This is a genomic window from Actinomyces bovis (assembly GCF_900444995.1).
GTDB classification, from domain to species: domain Bacteria; phylum Actinomycetota; class Actinomycetes; order Actinomycetales; family Actinomycetaceae; genus Actinomyces; species Actinomyces bovis.
Genome location: NZ_UAPQ01000011.1, coordinates 123222 through 144062, shown reverse-complemented (window position 1 = coordinate 144062; position 20841 = coordinate 123222). Strand labels below are relative to the sequence as shown.

Here is a 20841-nt window from a genome sequence, read left to right as displayed (position 1 = left end):
GCAGCACCCCCAGTCCACCCCAGACACCCCCAGCCCGACCCCAACCGTTGACGGGCACTAGGCGTCCTGGCCGCCTCAGTCTCCCTAATCGTCATCGACGGCACCATCGTCAACGTGGCCCTGCCCTCCATGATGCAACGCCTCCCCCTGAGCTTCACCCAAGCCCAATGGGTCACCACCGTCTACAACCTGATCTTCGCGGCCCTACTCATCACCACCGGCCGCCTAGGCGACCGCGTAGTCCGCCGCACCATCCTGGGCGCTGGCCTGGCAGTCTTTGGCCTCGGCTCCCTGCTGGCCGGAGTAGCCCCTAACGCCGCCGCCCTCATAGCCGCCCGCGCAGCCCAGGGCCTAGGCGGAGCCATGGTGCTGCCCTCCACCCTGTCCACCGTCAACGCCACCTTCCGGGGCCGCGAACGCGCCGCCGCCTTCGGCATCTGGGGCGCGACCATCGCCGGATCCGCCGCCGTCGGCCCCCTAGCCGGCGGATGGCTAACCGACACCTTCTCCTGGCGCTGGATCTTCGGCATCAACCTGCCACTAATCGCCCTGATCTGCCTGGGCGCCTGGCTCTGGGTGCCCCAAACACGCGAAGACTCCAACCGCACCACCCACAGCGGCTTCGACCTACCAGGCCTCCTGCTCTCCGCCCTGGGCATGGGCGGAGTGGTCTTTGGGCTAATCGAAGGACGCAGCCTGGGCTGGTGGAAACCCCTAGCGGGACACTGGTCCTCCGCCTGGCCCATATCCCCTGCCACCCTAGGCCTGGGGCTGGGCATCCTACTGCTGACAGGCTTCGTCGTCGTGGAGCTGCGGCGGGCCGCCGCAAACCGCGAGGTAATGCTGGACCTCAACCTGCTACGCCTACACTCCTTCGCCTGGGGCAACCTCGCGGCGATGACAGTAGCCATAGGTGAGTTCGGGCTGCTGTTCGTACTGCCGCTATATCTGCAAAACGTGCGCTCACTCAGCCCCGTGGGCGCAGGCTGGGTGCTGGCGGCAATGGCAGCCGGAGCCTTCCTCTCCGGCGCCGTAGCCGCACCACTGTCGCAGGCGACGACGGCGGCCACGGTCGCCACCACGGGCCTGATCCTTGAGACCCTAGGCGTGGGTGTGCTGGCGCTGCTGCTGCGCGCCGACACGCCAATCTGGCAGGTAGTAGTGCCGCTGGTGATCTACGGGACCGGCCTAGGCCTAGCCTCCGCACAGCTGACCAGCACAATTCTGATCGACGTGCCCCCATCCCAGTCCGGTCAAGGCTCAGCCGCCCAATCCACGGTGCGTCAGCTCGGCTCGGCGCTAGGCGTGGCGGTGATTGCCACCGTCATGGCGGCCTCAGTCAACTCGGCGGCCTCTGGCACCTTGGCGCAACCGCTGGCAGGACAGCATGTGCCCGCACAGGTGTCCACCGCTTTGGAGGACTCGCTGGCGCCGTCGGCTGGCTCCGTAATTGCGGCCCTGGAGCAAGGCAGTGGAACAGCGGCACAACTTCCCGCCCCCGCCCGTGAAATAGCCGCGCAAGTCTTGGCCAAGGACTTTGCGGCCGGAGCGCGCGTGCCAATGTTCTTGGGTGCCGGATTCCTAGCGCTGGGCGTGCTGGCCGCCTCCCGACTGCCGCGCCACAAAGTGATACACCGGGCCTAGGTGCACCCCAGGCGAGTCCGCACCCCTTAGAGGCCCCGCCCCTCCAGCACCTCGGCCAACCAAGCCCGCGCCACCGTGAAATCCTTGTCGCTAGTGCCCGCAGGCACCACTACCGGACGACCGTCCAGGCGGGGATAGGAACCCAAAAAACGCACCAGCGGGCAAGTGCGGTGCAAGCCAATAAAAGCCGCAGCCACGCGCTCATCACGAATATGCCCCTCCACATCAATAGAGAAGCGATAGCGCCCCAAAGAATCTCCGACCGGGCGCGACTCAATGCGGGTCAGATTCACGCCGCGCGCAGCGAACTGCGACAACATATCCAGCAAGGCGCCAGCGCGATCATAAGGAGCCTGCACCAGCAGAGTGGTCTTGTCGGCGCCCGTTGGCGCGCAGACCTGGCCAGGGCGAGTGACCTTCACAAAGCGCGTAACGGCGTCGGGGTTATCCGCCACTCCGGCAGCGATCACCTCCAACCCGTAACTCTTAGCGGCCAGTGGATTGCACAGGACTGCTTGGAAAGGCAGCGGTGACGCGCTGGCGGCCAGAGCCTTCGCAGGTGCGGAGGTAGAAGTGCCGGGCACATAGCTGGCTTCCGGCAAATTGGTGTGCACCCAATTGCGGCACTGCGCCCAAGCATGCGGGTGGGTAGAGATCGCGGCGACCTCATCCAGCTGCGTACCCGGGCGGCCCGCCAGCACAAAAGCAATAGGCACCGCCACCTCAGCGGCGATCACCAGAGGAGCACCCGCCACCAAGTTGTCCAAAGTGGCATTGACCCCACCCTCGATGGAGTTCTCAATAGGAACAACGGCAGCCTCAGCCCTGCGCTCACGGACACGATCCAGCGCAGTGGGCACGTCCTGACAGGGGTCCAGGTCCACGGCCAGCTCGCCGTCGGCAGCGGTGGGGGCAACCTGACGCAAAGCCATCTCACAGAAAGTGCCGGTGGGACCCAGGAAGGACCATTTGGCGGTGTCGCTCATAGCCTTGAGCGTAGCGGGACGGCGGGGTGAGCCTGGCAAATGCGCCAAGTGCCGACACCCGGGAGTGTGGGCGCGGCGCAGCGCAACTCGGATGGGAGGATGCTGGCATGAGCCTTTGGGATGGTGACCTGGTCCGCAAGCACGACGAATTCCCTGGCTCAGCGCGGCTGGAAGCCCAAGGACTGGAGTGGCTAGCGCAAGCCATGCCCGAGGGCGGCGCCCTGGTGGTACCAACCCGCACCGGGGAAGGCTGGTTGGAGGAGCCACGGCTGACCACCACTGAAGTGACAGCGCAGGCCGCAGAGGCTTTTGGGCGGGCGCTCGCTGTCACACATGCTGCCGGGGCGCCAGCTTTTGGGGCGGCGCCTCCAGGTTGGGATGGGCATACAAGGATGGGGCGCTCGGATATCCGCCTGCGGCCAAATGAGGTTGAAGCAGGAGCGCCGCGCAGCTGGGGAGTCTTCTATGCGGAGGACCGGGTGGGGCGGTACATCGGGCCCAGCCGGGACCGAGGTGTGCTCAGCGCCGCTCAGGCTGGTTTGTTGGAGCGGGTGTGTGCCCGGTTAGCCAATGGTGACTTTGACAGCGAGCAGCCTGTGCTGGTGCGTGAGGGGGCGCAGACCCGTGGCGACAAGGTGGCGGTGGCACGCACGCACGGGGATCTGTGGTGCGGGAATGTGCTGTGGGTACCAGCACCGGAGGTCGCCGAGTGGGCCCAGGGCCGGGCTGGTCAAGGGCCACAGGTAATGGTCCCTGCCGGCGGGACTAAGGCGGCGCCTGGCTGGGTGGGAGTTGGCCGGGCGGTGGCTGGCCGGGATGGTACCGCCGGAGCTCGAACCAGCTGGGCAGCGGCCGCATCCGACAGCGCCAGTGCTGGGGCTGATACTGGGGAGCGGGTGTGGCGGCGCGGCGAGGTAGTAGGGGTGCTGATCGACCCGCTGGCGCAAGGGGCACATGCAGAAACTGACCTGGCCGCTTTGGGGGTCTTTGGGCAGCGGCACCTAGAGCGGATCGTGGGGGCGTACAACGAGGTCTCGCCTCTGGCGGCAGGCTGGCGCGAGCGGGTGGCACTGCATCAACTGCACTTGGTGATGATCCATGTGCACCTCTTTGGGGGCTACGCCGAGCAAGCCACCGCTATTGCCCGCCAGTACGTCTGAAGGTGGCACGTTTTGCAGTACTTTGGGACGCAAAGCCGAGCAAGGCGACGCAAAAACCGCATGATTCCAACAAGCGGCTTTGAGCCCGAACTTCAAAGTGCTGCATTTCGTGCCACTTCCCAGCGCGCAGCTAGCAGTTCGTAGGCTGGAACCGTGAACCAACGCCACAGCCCGAGAGACCGTTTTGTGCGCTGGACCGTAGGCGGCCTAGCGCTGCTAATCGTGCTGGGCATGGTGCTAGCGGTGATCGCGCCAGCCCTGGCCGCCCCCACTAATCCCCACGCACTTACAACCAGCGGCTCGCCAGCCAGCTCCAGCTCGACCCCCGGCTCCACAGTTTTGCTGGGCACACATGACCTCACCTGGGCAGACGTGCTGGAGGCAGCCACTGACCAATCCCAGGAGGTGCGCGACGCTGCCACCACCCTGCTAGCCCGAGCAGGCGCAGATGAGCCCATCAATGTGATCACTCGCGCAGTCGGGGAGGGCTCCTGCCCAGCAGACGGCTGGCTTGGCCTCGGTGCAGGCACTCGCCTGAGTGCTGGCACTAAAGACCGTCAGGGGCACTGCAGCTGGATCGACTCCTGGCGGCAGGTCGCTGCAAACGCCCCCTCCCCCACCTCCCGCTCGGCGCTTGGCATCCTGCGCGAAACCCTGGACCACTCCGCCGCCAGCACCGGCGCTGTGGGCCGGGGCGCCAGGCTTGCCCTCACCGACTCCCCAGGCACTCCCCCAACCGAACTCACCGCCCAAGACCTCGCAGACGGCGCCCGGTACCCGCAGCTGTTGCTTGTGGACACCGCCGACCCTGCCGTAATGGCCGAACTGCTGCCCAGCTCCCTCAAGCCTGGCCTCACCCAAAGCACCAGCACGCCAGCCACCCCGAGCACCGACGCCCAGCGCCTCATCTCTTTAGTCACGGCCCTGGAGCGGGTGCAGCAGACCGGCGCCCGGGCTGTCGTGGTGTCGGTGGCGGACGCCGCGTCCCCCGGCCCCCAGCTCGGCCTACTTCCTGCGGGCACCCAGGTGCTTCGCTCCAGCCGAGAGCCCAGCACTGGCGAGCTGCCTGGTCCGGCAGGCCCCGTGAAACTGCTCCGCTCACCCGCCACGCACCAGCCAGGGCTGATAGAGCTTTCCGAACTGACCCAGAGCCTAATTGAGGCCTGCCTGCAGCGGGCCACCGCTTCCGCCCCAGAGCCTTTCACCTACCCGTCATTCCTGTTGCCTGGCCGCAATGAGCCCAGGCCAGCGCCCGACCCCGCCCAGGGGCGAGTGGCCGCACAGGCCTTGGCTGACAATGCCCTGCACGCCCGCGCCGCTCACCGGTCCACGATCCCTACCTCGCTGCTGCTGATCGCGGTCTCCCTGTTGGCGACGGCCTCGGGCGCCTGGCTGCTGCGCGCGGGCACTACCAGTAAGGACGGACCCGTTAATCCCGGCAGATCACAAGGCGTCAAGCAACCCGACCGCGTTTTCAGCCCCGGAGAAGCCGAAGGCAGCAATCACCCTGGCGACCCCAGCAACTCCAGCGCCGCCCACAGTCCCGCACGCACTGACGGACCCCATCCCACTCCCGGCAGCACCAGCGACCCTGAAGGCGCCAACAACTCTGAAAGTGCCAGCGCCACTCACAGTACTGAAGCCCCTGATAGCACCCAGGGCACCGGCAGCACCAGCGGCACCCCCGTCGTCGCCAGCCTCACCCCCGGCGGTACCCTCAGCATCCCCAGCAGCACTAGCCGAGCCAAGAACCCAGTGGCGGCCAACCGCACCAACAGCCCCCGCACCCCCAGCCCACGTATTGCCCTGGCCCTAGCGGTGCCCGCCCTGTTGAGCCCGGTGGGCGCCCTGGCCACAAACCTGCTGCCCTGGTGGCGGGTCGGCGCGCGCGGCGAGCTGCCGAGCACAGTGACGGTGGCTGCCGCTCTAACGGGGACCATCGCCATCACTGCTGTGCTTTCCGGGCTGCTGCTGGGTGCTTGGCGCCTGCTGCGCGGTCAGGCCTGGGCCGCCTGGGCCGTAACGGCGCTGGCCGCCGCCTGCTCTTTGGCAGCCACAATTGGCGACGGCGCTCTGGGGGCTCGCCTGGCCTTGAATAGCCCCTTGGGCATGAGCACGGTGGTCGCGGGCCGCTACTACGGGGTCAACAACATCTCCTTTGCTCTGGGAGCTGGGGCTTTCCTGGTGCTAGTGCTGGCCTTGTGGTCCTTGCTGGGGCCGCAGCTGCCCCGTCGCTTACACGTTGAAGCAGGCAGCAGCCGTGGTCGCCGCACCGGGGCCTTTGCTGCGGTGGCGGTCTTGGGGCTGCCGCTGCTGGTGGCCGACGGCGCCGCTTCCTTAGGCGCTGACGTCGGTGGCGCTCTGACCCTGTTGCCGGTGCTGGCTACCTTGGCATTGACTTTGGCGGGTTTGCGGCTGCGCTGGTGGCATCCGGTGGTTATGGCTTTGGTCGCTGCGGTGGTGGTGTTGGGCTTTGCTTCCTTGGACTGGTGGGTTAACAACGGCCAGCCCAAGAGCCACTTGGGACGCTTTTTGGTGGATTTGCGCCAGGGGAAGGCTGGGAGCGCGCTGTCGCGCAAGGCTTGGGCGCTGGTGGAGCCTTTCGTCTCTAGTTGGCTGCCGGTCGTCGCCTTGTTGCTTGGTCTGTTGGTGTTGACGGCGGCAGCGTGGTGGCTGCGGCAGGCTCTGCGCAGCGCGCGGGCCGGTGTGGGCCCTTATGCCTGGTTGGCAGCGCAGGTCATGGCGGACGGCGCCAAGGTGTACCAGACCGATGCTGGCTCAGCGCCCATAGCTGCCACTTGGGGTTGGCTGCGACCAGCACTGATTACCGCGCTGGTGCTGGTGGTGGCGGAGGTGGCGCTCAACGATTCTGGTGTGGCGATGCTGTGGTTCTCTGCGGTGACTCTGCTTCCGGGTCTGTTGGCACTCATATGCGCCAGTGTCCTGCACCCTGCCCCGCATCACGACGGCGTGGCCCCAAGTAGCGCCAGGTGAGGCGGCCCAACGCTGAGTACCGTGGTAGGCACTGCAATCGCAACTGGCCCAACTCCAAATAGTTCCAGGTGAGACGGCACGGCATAAAGCAACGCCACCAGAAATAACGCAACACCAAGCAGCACCGCAACGAGCGCCCGACGGGCCACTTCCAAACTGCTTAACGCCAGCCCCACCCGAGGCAGCGCCAGGTGCGGCAGCGCCGCAACAGGTGCTGCAATCGCAGATGGCCCCCAGGCGGCGTAACGCCAGCCAGCCCAACGCGCGCCGCGGCCTCGCCCCTGACACCAACAGCTAGCAGCCAGCGGCACAAGCCACCAAAGCAGCCATATACGCCAGCCGCAAACCTGAACACACGGGCCACCCCGCCGACCAGCGGCGCCGTCGTCCTCAGTTCTCGTGGATTTCTATGGTCCGCATGCCTTTAGCGGGGGTGCGCAGGGCCTGAGCGGCCGTCTCCGCGACCGTGGGGTCCCAGGCGTTATAAGGGGTGAAATGCTGCTGACTGCGGGCCGACTTCAAGGCAGTCTTGCGGGGCACGCGGTGGCGCGCCATCTTGCGGGCAATGACGGCGCGCAGGACGTCCTTGTACTGGTTGGCGCGGTGCAGGCGGCCAGCGGCGTCATTGCCAGTAGCGCGGTGCTGAATGTCGCAGGGCACTTCGATGACGGTGCGCTTAGCGACCAACAGGTCGATAGTCATGCCGACTTCCACACCCCAGCCCTCCGGGAAAGGTTGGGCGGCTGTATAAGCCTCGCGGTTCAGGCAGCGCTGACCGGATAGGGGGGCCAGGGGCAGCCAGCCGGTGGCGGCAGCAATTGCCGCGCGGGCGGCGCGCACCACCCGGCCACGCCCCCCGGCGCCAGCCTGTTTGGGCAGCACGGCAATGGATAGGTCGGCGACGCCGTCGAGCACCGGGGGCACCAGGTCGGCGCAGGCGGCGGCGGAGTCGCCAAGGTCCGCGTCAATGAATAGCAGCAGGCGTTTGGGGGCGTCTTCGGGGTCGCGCATGGCCACCACGCCAGCACCAGTTTCCATAGCGGAGGCCTTGCCACGGGTCACTGAGTGGCGAACGACGACGGCGCCGGCAGCGCGGGCATGGTCGCCTGTGGCGTCGGTGGAGCCGTCGTCGACCACGACCACGAGGTCTACGCGGGGGATAGCGCGGCAGGCGCGGACGGTGGCGGCAATTCGTTCGGCCTCATCCTTGGCAGGGATGATTACGGCGACGGCCTGGCTGCTCTTCTCCGCGCTCACAAGCCAAAGACTAGCTAATTAACTGAGCTGTGCGGTGGTGGTTCTAGGTGGCGGCGTGTGTCTCTTACATACCGGTGGTAGGCGATTAGGGACGAGTGTCCCAATAATGAGCATTACTGTGATTAGGGTCACTCGCACTTCTTGAGAAGGAACCTTTCATAAAACAGCAAAGACCTTGCAAGCCCCCAAGCCTGGAACGGCAGCGTCGAACCCTGGACACACCCCTTCATTAGGTCTCGCCGTTGCATGCTGCGCCTGAAGCTTGCGTGGCTTTTTGACCTTCCTATCCGCTGCGCGACTTGCTGCGTCCATGCAAGGCTGAGTCATGTGCTCGTCAATGGCGCCGAGCACCCCTAATGGCCTCTGGTCTACGGCGACAAGGACGTCCTCGTGGGCCGGGGGGAGAGTTTCCTGAAGCCGCACCAAGCCAAGCAGATACAGCTAACTCCGGCTTGCCCTTGTAAATCCGCGCAAAGTCCAGCGTTAATCGGCGCTGTGTCCCGCCAATTCCAGCAAATCCGTGCCGCCCCGCACCAAATCCTGCTTGCCACCGCCAAACCACACCCTAGGCAGCACGCCTGATTCCCTAGTAAAGCCTTGGCCCCCGGCGTTGAGTAACGCGCCGGGGGCCAAGCCTTTAATCGGCAGATTTAGAGGTTCACCTGGCGGGAGATGATGCCCGCCTTGGCGCGCCGGGCCTCGGCGTCCAGCGGGCCAGTCTGCGCGAGCGCCGCATCCAGTCGCTTGGCCATGGCCTGCATTGGGGCGGTCAACTCACTGGCTTCCGTGCCCGGCGCCAACTCCCATACGGGGATGGCCAGACCACAGGCCCGGAAGGCGCCGATGAACCGCGCCCCCTCCTCCAGGTCGGACTCGCGGGCGGCGTGTACTCGGGCGAAGGCGTTGAAAAAGGTGTCTTCGTCCTCCCCCCGCACCCAGCGCACGAACTCCTTGCCGTTCATACGGCACCAGTAGGCGTGCTCCACACCGGGCACCGCTACGGTCGGCGCCAGCTCCGACTTGGCCTCCTCTAAGGCGTGCTGGGTTTCCTGCTCACCCAGCTGATCTGGGGTGACCCAGTAGTCGAAGCTCTCACATACGCGCACCTGCGGGGGCACACTCAAGTCCAGCACATCCTGCAGGCGCGGGCCCGGCTCAGGCAGACCGTTGGCGGCCAGGCCCTTGCCGGGCTCTAGTTCTAGAGCTTCCAGCAGGGCAGCGGCCACGTCGCGGGAGGCGTCCCCGGAGTGGACGGTGGTCTGAAGCGCCACCAGCACCTCGCCGTCGGCCCGGTGCATGGCCTGCGTCAGGTCTGGCAGGAGGCTGACGATCTGCACCTCCTTGCCGCCGTGCTCCTTGGTCAGGCGAACTCTGGCGGTGGCGGCGGGGATGATCTGCATCATCGCCACTAGGTCCTCTTCACCAGGCAGCCCCTCAAAGGGGCGGGCGACGAACTCGATCTTTTGCTTCTTGGGGGTGGCGGGCGCGGCGTCGCGACGCTGCTGGCGCTTTTTCTTAGACATGGCGGCAGCCTACCGGCCCGGTATTGACGACGACGCCGGGTCCGCGGTGGCATGGCTCGGCGCCTTAGGGAACACGGGGCGAGCGCGCGGTGGGCCGCCCCGCCACAGGCGGCCACTGTCCCCGGCCTTTGGCAGTCGGGGCGTGCCCTGGGCCGCACCCGGCCAGCAAACCGGGCAACCTAAGCGGCTGGCACCCCTAGCGCACCCAGCCCACCCAGACCAGCAACCAGCCAGACCGGCGACCGGCCAGCCGCGCTCAGAAGTGAGAACTAGAGCCGGAGCCGGAGAAGTCACTACCAGAGTAGGAAGAAGACGAGCTGGAGCCACCGCTGGAGGAAGGCGACCAGGACGCGGCACTGGCGTAACCCGTCACCAAGCCCGCGATCGGCGTCGAGAACTGGTTAGCGGCGCCGCCGTGGCTCCAACGCTCCCCAGCTGCCGAGGCCCCCGGTGAGCCCGGGTTTATGCGGATCGTGGAAGACGGGTCGTAAGAGAAGTCATTGGAGCCAGAGCTCCAAGAGCCCGAGTAGGTCCCGCCGCCGTCACGACGCGATTTCTGGTACTGCTTCATTCGCTCGTTCTGGTAGGCAGAGCTGTTTTTGAGAGCCGATTTGGCCAGGGCATCAGCCTTGTTCCGCACATCGCGTGAGATGACATCCAACAGGTCCAACGCGGCGCTCGGAGTGATCTGCTTATAGGCGAGCTGCCCCTGAACCTGTGCGAGCTGATGCCTGCTGGCACGCACCCAGTCGCGTTCCACCGCCGGATTCAAACCCCCTTCAGCAGCCACCTTACTGCACAACTCCTCCAGTGCGGCCAGATCCTCCTGCACGGGCCCCTGCTCATTGAGCCAGGCCTGCTCCCAGCCCTGAGACAGACTCAGCAGGGCCGCAGCATTGGAGATGGCGTCATCCAGTGAGTCAAGGTTAGAGGCCGTCTGCTGCAGGTGCTTGGCCTTGCTCCAGCGTCCTCGCTCAAACCAGGCTGCCCCACGTGGCTCCCCAAAACGGTTGAAATCATTGGTGAGGCTGGCATACTGCTCCTCAAACCAACCGAAGCGCGCTAGTACCTGTGCACCATGGGCTTCATCGCCGGGAATGAGCCCTGCCCGGATCTGCGTGGATTCATAGTCCGCCGTAACTTGGGTGTAGTGGCGCTTAGCCTCCCGGAAGGCGCGTCGAGCGAAACGCTGGCTCAGGAGCATCCATCCCAACCAGCCCAGCCCAAAGACAGCACTCAGACCGGATAACACAAAAGAGAGCAGGTTATCGCCCAACGGGTGGCCAACAATCTTGGCCGCACGGAGCGCAATTTTCTCTACGCCTTGCTCCCACTCGCTGGAGCGGAAATCATCCTTGCCGGCGTCTTGAATCCATTTCTGAGTGCTGGTGTTCACCTTGACGTCCTCGCCAAAGTAGCAGCCCACCCAGCGACCAGTCGGCGAGACTCCCAGGATCACCATGCCATCGGCCCATTTGCCGCCAGCTAGCCAACTGGGCTCATGCTGGCGCGCATAGTCCAATACTGCAGCATTGAAATTCGCGTCGTAGCCGACGTCCAAGGTGACCACCGCTAGGCGCACGTCCTTCCGGAAACGCAGCTCCTCCAAGGTGGAAGCGGTTGACTGGTCATCCAGAATATGGGCCTGGTCATGGATCTCCACCACCGGCTGGTACCTAACCCCAAAGGGCCAGAAGGCCAACAGCGGTACGAGCAGCACCAGCACCGCCACTGCGACCAGCCTGACAGCCAGGGACAGCAGCGCCTGGAATCCCCCAGCGCCCACAATCTTGGACTCGCTCATGGGGCAACCATACGGCCAAGCTGTGACACGAATCTGGGGATTAGCGCCCGGTCAGCGACTCAGGGCCGCAGCGCCACCGCCTCAATCTCCACCCGCGCCCCCAAAGGCAGGGCAGCGACAGCAAAAGCGGCGCGAGCAGGCAGCACCGGCCCCAGGAAGTAGCGGGAGTAAACCTCGTTCACGGCCTTGAAGTCATTGATATCCGCCAGGAGCACCGTGGTCTTGACGACGTGGGCGAAGCCCAGCCCCGCAGCACTCAGCACGGCCCCCAAGTTGCGCAACACCCGATCCGCCTGCGCCTGCACGTCGCCCTCCACCAGCTTGCCGGTGGCGGGGTCCAGCGGGATCTGACCAGAGAGATACACGGTGGCGCCGCTGGCATTGCCGGTGGACACGGCCTGCGAGTAAGGGCCGACGGCGGCCGGGGCGTCCTGGGTGGCGATGGCAGTGGTCATGGGGACTCCTCGCGAGAGCGCGCCCGCAGTGGGCATTGACGTGGACGGAACTACCCTAGCCAGCTCTGCTGCGCCACCAACGGCGTCTGCGCCACGGACTTGTCTCACTGATGGGGAAGTGGAGCGTCTGTTTACCGGGATTCTCAGCTTTGTGTCAGTGGCCCATGAAACACTGCTCCTATGCATGAACGCGCCGGAAAACCCGCCCTGCCCGAGGACCTCATCAACGTTGACGAGGTCATCAATGCCTACTACGAACTAGTCCCAGACCCCGCGACCCCCGCCCAAAAAGTGGTCTTCGGTACCTCCGGTCACCGCGGTTCTTCACTGGACACTGCCTTCAACGAGGCACATATCGTCGCCACCACCGCCGCCATCGTCGAATACCGCCGTTCCCAAGGCACCGACGGCGTGCTCTACATAGGCCGAGACACGCACGCCCTGTCTGAGCCCGCGTGGCGCAGCGCCATTGAGGTGCTCTCCGGGGCCGGGGTTATGACCGCCGTCGACGCCCGTGGCGCCTACACCCCCACCCCCGCCGTTTCCCACGCCATCCTCAAGGCCAATGGCGCAGGCACCCCCGGGGGCGTGCGCAGCAACGGCCCGGGCCTGGCGGACGGCATCGTCGTCACTCCCTCCCACAACCCACCACGCGACGGCGGCTTCAAATACAACCCGCCCACCGGCGGCCCCGCTGGCGCTGAGGCCACCAGCTGGATCGCCAACCGCGCCAACGAACTGCTCGCCTCCGGTTGGCAGGACGTGCCGCGCGTCCCGATCGCTGACGCCCTAGATGGCCCCTACGTCATCAAATACGACTACCTGGAGGCCTACGTCGCCGACTTGGAGAACGTCATTGATATGGACGCAATCCGGGAGGCTGGCGTGCGCATCGGCGCTGACCCACTGGGCGGCGCGAGCGTGGACTACTGGGGCGCCATCGGGGAGCGCTACGGCTTGGATCTGACGGTGGTTAACCCGGAGGTGGACCCCGCCTGGCACTTCATGACCCTGGACTGGGACGGCAAAATCCGCATGGACTGCTCCTCCCCCAACGCCATGGCCTCCCTGCGCGGCGCCATGACCCCCGACGCTGAGGGCCGCACCCCCTATGACGTCGCCACTGGAAATGACGCCGACGCCGACCGCCACGGCATCGTCACCCCTGACGGACTGATGAACCCCAACCACTACCTAGCGGTGGCCATCGAGTACCTATTCACTCACCGCCCCGGCTGGGCCACAGACTGCGGCGTGGGCAAGACGCTGGTCTCTTCCTCCCTGATCGACCGCGTGGTTGCAGCCATGGGGCGCAAGCTGGTGGAGGTGCCCGTGGGCTTCAAACACTTTGTGCCTGGGCTGCTGGACGGCTCGATTGGCTTTGGTGGTGAGGAGAGCGCTGGGGCCTCCTTCCTGCGCAAGGACGGCACTGTGTGGTCCACGGACAAGGACGGCATCATCTTGGCGCTGCTCGCCAGCGAGATCATTGCGGTGACTGGGAAGAGTCCCTCCCAGCTGCATGTCGAGCAGGTGGAGCGTTTTGGGGCTTCCGCCTACGCGCGCATTGACGCAGCCGCTACCAAGGAAGAGAAGGCCCGGCTGGCGGCGCTCGCCCCGGAGGACGTCACTGCCACCGAACTCGCTGGGGAACCGATTACCGCGCGGCTGGTGCGCGCACCTGGAAATGACGAGCCCATTGGCGGTCTGAAGGTCACCACAGAGAACGCCTGGTTCGCGGCGCGCCCCTCCGGCACGGAAGACGTGTACAAGATCTACGCCGAGTCCTTCAAGGGCGCCGAGCACTTAGCGCAGGTGCAGGAGGAAGCCAAGCAGGTCGTTTCCGCAGCCCTGGGCTGAGGCTGGCAGCGGGAGGTGGCGCGGTTTGCAGTACTTTGAGCCTGAAGGCTTCTACAGCGCGCCACACACCCGCGTAATTGCAAGGATCTGCGGCACCTGCCTGTGCTGCTGGGGATGAAAGTGCTGCATTCTGTGCCACTTTCACAGTGGTTACCTCCAGCACCCCATGCGCTCGGCAACCGGGCGCACCAGCTCCACAGTCTGGCGGGACAGGACCTGCGCACTGGTGAGCCGGAGCGGCTGGTAACCATGGCTTAGAAGCCACTGGTCACGGACCCGATCCTTCTCCCAGTCTCTGCGCTCGCTATGGAAAGCGTGACCATCGGTCTCCACATCCAGGTGGCCCAGCAGTAGGTCCAGTTCGTAGCCAACATCTGCCGCCACCTGCGGATTCTGTCCAGCTTGCTGCAAGTCATAGCGGGCAATGGTCTCCAACAGGGAGCGAGCACCCGGGTTAGCGCGCGCCAGCAGGGCCCGCATCGGCGCGTTCCGATTGCCAGTTAGGCGCGCCAGCAGACCACTTCGGCTGACCAGCCCAATACGCAGCGCCGCATCCAGCGCGATCAATGCATCCAACTCAGAAGCACAGCGCATAGTGGTCACCAGGGCAGATTCGGGATCGGCAAAGGGCGGCTCCAAGGGTCCTGGAAACACCAAGCCATCCAGGTGATGCACCACAACCTTGCCAATCCCCAGGGGCAAATGGCTTCGCCCGCGCGACACTGCCAGGTGAATCACCCCTGGCTCCTCGCGCAAAGGCAGGCCATGGCGGTCCAGTGCATGCGCGCAGGTGACCAGGCCGCGCACCCGCCGAGCAGCTATCACTGCGGGCGGCGCATCGGGAAAGGCGAGCACACCTTGCGGATGACGCAGTAAAACACCATCGGCGACCAGCTTTTGCACGGAGCGGTGGTCGGAACGACCGCGGCAAAGGTCAGCTTGCCGAGCTGCAGAGCCAGCAGCCCTCAACATCACCAAGAGCTGCGATGATCTATAGTGTTGATCCATACTCTAATAATGCCAAACATCATCACAAGATAGGCTGGACTGGTAGGCCTTTCCGGAGACTTCGGCGCTCAGGTGGCACGGTTTGCAGTACTTTGAACTCGATTACTGCGACGACCCACGAAACACCCACGTAATTGCAACGATTTGCCACCCCGGCCCGGCCAGGACCGTGCCAAAGTGCTGCATTCTGTGCCACCTTGCGGCCATAGGCTGAAGGCGTGACCCAGCAGCGCCCCTCCACGCCCTCGGACCTGCCAGCAGAACATGTGCGTGCAAGCATCCCGGCCAACCGCCCAGCCAGCGCGCCCTCACATCAGTCCCTGCCCGGCCCAGAGGACGACATTCTCCTGTCAACTGGCCGCAAACCCGCCACCCCGCCGCCTACCCAGGAGCAGATCCGCCGCCAGCCTGGCCGCCGCGCCTGGATTCCCAAGCAGCACGGCGCCTGGGCGATGTTGCTGCTACCGGCTCTGGTGGGTTTGCAAATTGGCGGAGTTCCCCTGCTGGTGTTGGTGCTGCTACCCACCTGGTGGGCCGCTTACTTCGCATACTGGGCGTGGTCGCAGTGGCTGCGTACCCGCTCGGCGCGCCGACGCTACCTCCTAGTGCTTCCGCTGGGCGCCTACACGGCAGCAACCACATCGCTCGGCCTATTCACCCTGATCTTGGCCCCGTACCTAGCGCAGTGGCTGCTGGCTTTTGCACCCCTATTCGCCATTGCCTGGTGGGAGTTATGGCGGGGGCGGGAGCGCTCATTGCTTTCTGGTCTGGCAACGACCGCCGCCGCCTCCCTCATGACTGCCGTCTGTTATTCGGCGGCGGTTAATGGTCGCGGAGGCTTCCTGGGCCTGGGCGACTCCGCAGGGCTGCCCGGGTCAAGCCCAAACGGTGAGCTCAGCGGCTGGCCCTGGGTGTGGCTGGTCACCGCGCTGGTGGCGGCCTACTTTTGCGGCACGGTGCCCTACATAAAGGTGATGCTCCGCGAGCGCTTCAATACTCGGCTGCTCGTAGGTGCCGTGAGCGCGCATTGCGCTGTGGCGGCCACGGTGATCTGGCTGGCCACTGGCGGGTACTTGCCGTGGGCGCACGCGGCGCTGTGGCTGGTTTTGGCGACGCGCTCCCTGGTCATACCGCTGCTCCAGTGGCACCTGACCCGCCGCCGCGCCCTACGACCGAGGCATATAGGAGTGGTTGAGATCGTCATCTGTGTTCTATTCCTGGTCACAATCGCCCTGCCCTGAGGCCTGACGACCACTGACCTCAAGCGTCGATGCTCCAGCACCGGTCCAGCACCTTTGGCCCGCTAAAGGCCTAGCTGCGCCACCCAGATGCATGGCTTTGTTGCGATTTTGGCGGGCAGATAGCTCCGGCTGGACGGGCCCTGAGCCGCATGCTCAACCCCAAGGTCGCGCGGCAAGATTGCGTGAGCCAGCCTGGCCACGCTTCAGCCCACCAGCTTGAGCGCCAAACTCCGCAACAAGCTGAGCGGTTTCAATGAGCCAGCTGGTCCACTCTCACTGACCAGCTGACCCGAGCTTGCGGAGCAGAGCCAGAACCCGGTCGTTCTCGGCAGCGGCGCCAATGCTGATGCGCAGACCTTCACCCGCAAAAGGCCGCGCCAGAATGCCGGCGGCAACAAACTGCTTTGCCAGCACCGTCGCCTGTTCCCCCACCGGCAGCCAGAAGAAGTTGCCTTGTGCGTCGGGCACCTCCCAGCCAGCCTCCCGCGCCGCCGCCACTACTCGCTCCCGCTCGGATACGACGACGTCCACCCGGCGGCCAGTCTCGGCCAGGGACTCCGGCTCGAAGGCTGCGATTGCGGCCGCCTGCGCGGGCAAGTTCACCCCGAAGGGCGTGGCCACGGAACGGATCGCCGACGCCAGAGTGGGTGCGCATATCAGGTAACCCACCCGCATCCCGGCCAGGGCATGGGCCTTGGAGAAAGTCCGGGCGATCACCAGGTTGGGGTAGGCGGCCAGATGGGTCAGCCCGTCCTCCACCTGCGGGTCGGTGACGAAGTCCAGGTAGGCCTCGTCCAACAGCACGACGACGTCGCCCGGCACTCCTTCCAGCAGTGCCCGCAGTTCGGCGCCGGTGAGGGCCGGGCCGGTGGGGTTATTGGGTGAGCAGGCCATGATTACGCGGGTGTTCGGGGTGATGGCAGCGAGCATGGCGGGCACGTCGTGGCGGGCTTGCGCGGTGAGTGGCACTTTGATGGCGTGCGCCCCGGCCACGGCCACGCAAATCGGGTAGGCCTCGAAGGAACGCCAGGGGAGGACCACCTCGTCGCCTTCGTCGCAGACGGTGTCTAGCAGGTGTTGGATCAGGGCCACAGAGCCGTTGCCGACCACCACTTGCTGGGGGTCTAGGCCGTGGCGTGTGGCGATTCGGGCGGCCAGGGTCGCGGCGGTCATTTCCGGGTAACGGCTGGCGTCGGCGGCAGCTTGGGTGAGGGCTGCCAGCACGCTGTTCTGCACGGGGAAGGGCATTTCGTTGGAGGAGAGTTTGGCGACGCCGTCGCCGCTGGGTCGTGCTCCGGGCACGTAGGCGGGCAGGGTGGTGACCGCTTGGCGCAGGTGCACACCGATGCTGGGTTCGGTGCCGGGGGCCGCTGGGGTGGCGTTCATAGCCTCATCCTGGCACCCGGGCAGGCGTTGCGAGCAAGACGAGCTGGGCGAGTGGTGCGGGCAGGCGATCTAGGCGGCGAGGTTCAAGCGCCCAAGCGAAGTTAGCAGTGCGAGCAACACCCAGCTGACAATCGCGGCACCAGCCAAGCAGGTATCTCCGCCGGGATCAGGCGCACCAACGCAGAACCGGCGGTACAGGCGGAGATGCTGGCGAAAGCAGGTCGAATGGAGCGGCGCAGGGGTATCAGCTGGATCAGGCGCGCCCACGCTGAGTTTGCTGTACGAGCCGATCAAATGGCGCAGGCAAAGTTGCCAGCGCGAGCAGCGCGCCCGCGCGGCTTGCAACGCAGGGCGCCCCACTTCAGTTTGGTACGCGCTGACTTTAGTTTGCGTCGCGCTTGCGGCCGATCAAGCCGACCACCAAAGCGGAGACCAAGGAGATGATGATGGAGCCAACGATCGCCGCCAACATGGTCTCCACGTGCAGGCCGATCGGTACGCCCGCCTCTAGGCCAATATCCACCAAATGGTCGGTGAGCCAGCCGGTGAGCCGGAGCATGAGCCCATTGACCACCAGGGCAAACAGCCCAAAGGTCAGCAGGTACAGGGGGAAAGCTAGGGTGCGAATCAGCGGCTTGACCAGGGAGTTGACCAAGGCCAGCACCAGGCCCACCACAAACAGGTTGGCAAGTTTGGCGCCCAGGCTTGGCGAGCCGGGCACATCCACCCCGTTGAGCACCATGGTTGTGAGCCACAGACCAGCTGCGTTTCCAATGCTTCGGATAATCAGCTCCATGCCTCGATAATTCCACAGGCTGCTGCGCGAGGCCGGTCTGGCAACGCGCCACACACCGGTTATCAGCCAACAGCGGTATTTGCAGTCTTGGTGGCCACATCGTGGAAGCAGCCAGCCCCACCAAGCCAGCCTGCCAGCTCAGCCCGGCAGCCCGTCCCCGCAAAGCAGCCCGCCTCAGTGGACTAGCCCTTGGCCGAGCCACTTCCGCTAGGAGGCCGGGGCGCGGGACCTGGTTGGGGCGACGGCGTCGGGCTGCCCGCTGGGGAGTCGTCACCAACACGCCGTCGGATGTCGTAAATGATCTCGGTGGTGGCAACTGCCGCCCCACCCGTCCCAGCGACCTGCGCACCCACACCCATTAGACGCTGATGATGCTCGCTCCAAGCGTCCACGGCAGGCTCTCCCGCTTGCTCCAAACTCATGGCGGTGTCCTGGTAGACCTCGGCTCCGTGTGGATACGCGGTCTTTTGCTCATGCGTATCCAGCTGGACGACGGCGCGGTTGGGGCCTGTGGGGCTGGGCGCACCGTCGAGAGCGGGCACGGCATCACCGGCATTCTCCAGGTGCAGAGCGTGGACTTCCTCCGGCAGCTGTACGTGAGCGGTGGGCGAGCCAGCAGTTAGCACTTCTGTGACCTTGAAATGCTTAGCTACCTCCGGGTCAGCGGCAATATTGACGGCGGTGATCCCACCTTGTGAGTGACCGTATAGGGACACTTCATCTTCCGGTTGGATTCCCGCCATCCGCATAGCGGTGACGACGCCGGACTCCATGTCTGTGGGCATTCCGGAAGCTCCTTGCAGATTGGTCAGCAGGTCCTGTGGGGCTGGGCTGCCTGAACCCCAGTCCGTGGTGCCAGGGATGATGACCCGGTAGCTCTTGGTGCCATCCGCGTGCTCAATGCGGGTGATGGAAATGGCTGCCGTTTCGGCGTCGCGGCGCTCTTCGGTTTGCAGCGTGTTGGAGCGATCGATTGTGTCTGAGATGGTGCCGGTTGGTGTCTTCTCCAGCGGTTGGTAGCCCTCCAGGGCGGGGTTCAGCTTGGGGTCAACAGGTGTGCCTAAACCGAAGGGGTCCTTGGTTGAGGGTGGTACATGCACCGTCCGCGTGGGCGCTTTGGTTTTGGTCTCGTCCTTGGGGCCAGTCGGCCGCTGGCTGACGTCCACACCATGGTTTGTGCCGTAGCGTTCCTGCCCGGATTTGGCGGCCAGCAGGGCCAGGTAGGCGGTGCAGCGCTGCACCGGCGTGAGCGTGGACGGATCCACCAGCTGGGTACCAACCTGCACTTTGTCCGGCAGGTGCTGCTTAACCCAAGGATCCAGGCGTTCGGCGGCGTGCTGCATCTCCGCTTGGACCGTGGCGGCCTCCCGTCCGGTCTTGGCTCGCGCCGCAACGACTCCCAGGCCGACGAGACGCACCAGATCGTTCCTGACCCAGTCTTCAGTGCCTTCGTCAGAGATGAGCAGGTCTAGAGCCTGCAAGGCGTCCAGGGCTAAGCCGAGGTGTGCCTGGATCGGTGGGCCGACGATGCCCAAAATGACCGGTCCCAGAACCGACGGCATTAATCCCAGTCCTAGGAGGCCCCAGCCAACTGGACCGACTCCCGTCAAGCCCAGGTAGCCACCAGAGACTGGACTGGCTGGCCCGTTCAAGTTACTGCCATTGGCCGGGTTGGCTTTGCCGTCAGCGGCGTCGTACATGCTGGCGCATACCAGGATGTCGCTGACCAAACCGTTGAGATAGCTGGATACAGAGGTGATACCGGCAGTGTGCCGATCCCCGTCGCGAGCCAGTTTCAGATCTGCTTCTGCATTGTTCCGCAACCGCCTAACCTGCTCTGGGTCCGGACCAGTCTTGGCTGCGGTGCTGGAACTGTTGGCAAAGGTGACGGGGCAAGCGGGATAGTTGGCGAAGGGGTTGCTTGGTATGGGCTGTGGGTTGGGGATCTCGACGTCCTGCACCTGACCAAGCGCCGTTTTGGCATGCTTGCCCGCGCTGCTTAGGCGGCTGGAGGCACAGGAGATGGCGTTGGCCAACTGGCGCAGGTCATCAGTGTTGGCGGCGGTGCTGCCGCCGGTGACGACCACGCCTGCGCCACCGCCAGGCCAGGTCCAAGTCCAATGGTGCGCAGCTGGGCTCGGGAGGAGGCCATTATCCGAATCCTTGGAGCTTGGATCAGCCTGAGCCGGCTGCGGGTCAGCACTGCGACTGGACCAGTTATTCGAACCTGGACCCGTGCCCATCGCCCAGGGCTGGCTAGGCGAGGTGGGAGTTGGCGGGCGGGCCTCGGTGCCGAGCTGTGCGGTGGTGCTCATTGTCGGCTCCTCATTAGATGACCTGGTCGAGCGCCAGGCAGGAGTTAGAGGCTTGCCCGCCGGAGAGGGTGACCTGGTCTAGGAGCTTGGAGGCTTGGGTCAGTGCATTGGCGCAGGCCGTGGCCGCTGACCCGGTCCAGGTCTCGGGGAGGGTTGTGGGCAGGAGGAATTTGGCGACGCTGATGTCCTCAACCATCAGCCCGGCTTCGTACTGTGTCATGCCTCAAAGCTAGGTTTGGCGCCTAATGCCTCTGTGGCTTGGGCAGGAGGTCAGAGCGCGGCGACGCCGTCGCCGGGACTTGTGGAGCGCGGCGCGTCTGGTGCCTGGGAGCTAGCAGCAATCAGCTGGCGCCAGGCGGCTGACGGCCAGCAAGGCGAGCAGCCTGGCTTGGGCAGCTATGAAGCTGGGGGTACC

15 protein-coding genes are annotated in these 20841 nt (G+C 65.4%); 5 read left to right on the top strand and 10 right to left on the bottom strand.

Going from position 1 to position 20841, the window contains the following annotated elements; translation table 11 throughout:
• The first annotated feature begins 66 nt into the window (after window positions 1-66).
• Window positions 67-1644, top strand: a complete 1578-nt coding sequence (locus DR039_RS10705) for an MFS transporter (protein ID WP_111837351.1) — start codon at window positions 67-69, stop codon at window positions 1642-1644.
• 26 nt (window positions 1645-1670) lie between these two features.
• Here the strand turns inward: DR039_RS10705 and pheA are convergent, their stop codons facing one another.
• A complete protein-coding gene (gene pheA / locus DR039_RS10700; protein ID WP_111837350.1) occupies window positions 1671-2630 on the bottom strand; it encodes a prephenate dehydratase in 960 nt (319 codons plus the stop codon).
• 107 nt (window positions 2631-2737) lie between these two features.
• Between pheA and DR039_RS10695 the strand changes: the two genes are divergently transcribed.
• Both DR039_RS10695 and DR039_RS10690 read left to right on the top strand, forming a co-directional pair.
• Entirely contained in the window at window positions 2738-3790 is a 1053-nt protein-coding gene (locus DR039_RS10695) for a fructosamine kinase family protein (protein ID WP_111837349.1), read from the top strand.
• A 153-nt stretch (window positions 3791-3943) separates the two neighbouring features.
• Window positions 3944-6784, top strand: coding sequence for a hypothetical protein (locus tag DR039_RS10690; RefSeq protein WP_126622373.1), 2841 nt, complete (start codon window positions 3944-3946; stop codon window positions 6782-6784).
• 390 nt (window positions 6785-7174) lie between these two features.
• Here DR039_RS10690 and DR039_RS10685 read toward each other — a convergent pair whose 3' ends face one another.
• The 4 genes from DR039_RS10685 to DR039_RS10670 form a co-directional block, all read right to left on the bottom strand.
• Window positions 7175-8041, bottom strand: a complete 867-nt coding sequence (locus tag DR039_RS10685; protein WP_111837347.1) for a glycosyltransferase family 2 protein — start codon at window positions 8039-8041, stop codon at window positions 7175-7177.
• 650 nt (window positions 8042-8691) lie between these two features.
• Window positions 8692-9564, bottom strand: a complete 873-nt coding sequence (locus DR039_RS10680) for a DUF5926 family protein (RefSeq protein WP_111837346.1) — start codon at window positions 9562-9564, stop codon at window positions 8692-8694.
• Window positions 9565-9820: 256 nt separating this feature from the next.
• Window positions 9821-11368 carry a DUF5129 domain-containing protein gene (locus tag DR039_RS10675; protein WP_111837345.1) on the bottom strand — a complete coding sequence of 516 codons (1548 nt, stop codon included), beginning with the start codon at window positions 11366-11368 and terminating at the stop codon, window positions 9821-9823.
• Between the two features lie 59 nt (window positions 11369-11427).
• The gene (locus DR039_RS10670; protein WP_111837344.1) at window positions 11428-11823 is read right to left on the bottom strand and encodes a Rid family detoxifying hydrolase; all 396 of its coding nucleotides are present in this window, start codon (window positions 11821-11823) and stop codon (window positions 11428-11430) included.
• A gap of 180 nt (window positions 11824-12003) precedes the next feature.
• Here DR039_RS10670 and pgm point away from each other — a divergent pair, with 180 nt between their 5' ends.
• Window positions 12004-13680, top strand: a complete 1677-nt coding sequence (pgm, locus tag DR039_RS10665; RefSeq protein ID WP_111837343.1) for a phosphoglucomutase (alpha-D-glucose-1,6-bisphosphate-dependent) — start codon at window positions 12004-12006, stop codon at window positions 13678-13680.
• A gap of 150 nt (window positions 13681-13830) precedes the next feature.
• Here the strand turns inward: pgm and DR039_RS10660 are convergent, their stop codons facing one another.
• Window positions 13831-14535: a hypothetical protein gene (locus DR039_RS10660; protein WP_229116953.1), complete on the bottom strand. Its 705-nt coding sequence runs from the start codon at window positions 14533-14535 to the stop codon at window positions 13831-13833.
• A 371-nt stretch (window positions 14536-14906) separates the two neighbouring features.
• On the opposite strand from DR039_RS10660, the gene DR039_RS10655 reads away from it, so the two are divergent.
• A complete protein-coding gene (locus DR039_RS10655) occupies window positions 14907-15929 on the top strand; it encodes a YwiC-like family protein (RefSeq protein ID WP_111837341.1) in 1023 nt (340 codons plus the stop codon).
• Window positions 15930-16202: 273 nt separating this feature from the next.
• On the opposite strand, the gene hisC is transcribed toward DR039_RS10655, so the two are convergent.
• From hisC to DR039_RS10635, 4 genes are all read right to left on the bottom strand, one after another.
• The gene (gene hisC, locus DR039_RS10650) at window positions 16203-17315 is read right to left on the bottom strand and encodes a histidinol-phosphate transaminase (RefSeq protein ID WP_111837340.1); all 1113 of its coding nucleotides are present in this window, start codon (window positions 17313-17315) and stop codon (window positions 16203-16205) included.
• Window positions 17316-17697: 382 nt separating this feature from the next.
• Window positions 17698-18111: a phage holin family protein gene (locus tag DR039_RS10645; RefSeq protein WP_111837339.1), complete on the bottom strand. Its 414-nt coding sequence runs from the start codon at window positions 18109-18111 to the stop codon at window positions 17698-17700.
• 182 nt (window positions 18112-18293) lie between these two features.
• A complete protein-coding gene (locus DR039_RS10640; RefSeq protein WP_111837338.1) occupies window positions 18294-20426 on the bottom strand; it encodes a hypothetical protein in 2133 nt (710 codons plus the stop codon).
• A gap of 13 nt (window positions 20427-20439) precedes the next feature.
• Window positions 20440-20646: a hypothetical protein gene (locus DR039_RS10635; RefSeq protein WP_111837337.1), complete on the bottom strand. Its 207-nt coding sequence runs from the start codon at window positions 20644-20646 to the stop codon at window positions 20440-20442.
• Window positions 20647-20841: the final 195 nt, after the last annotated feature.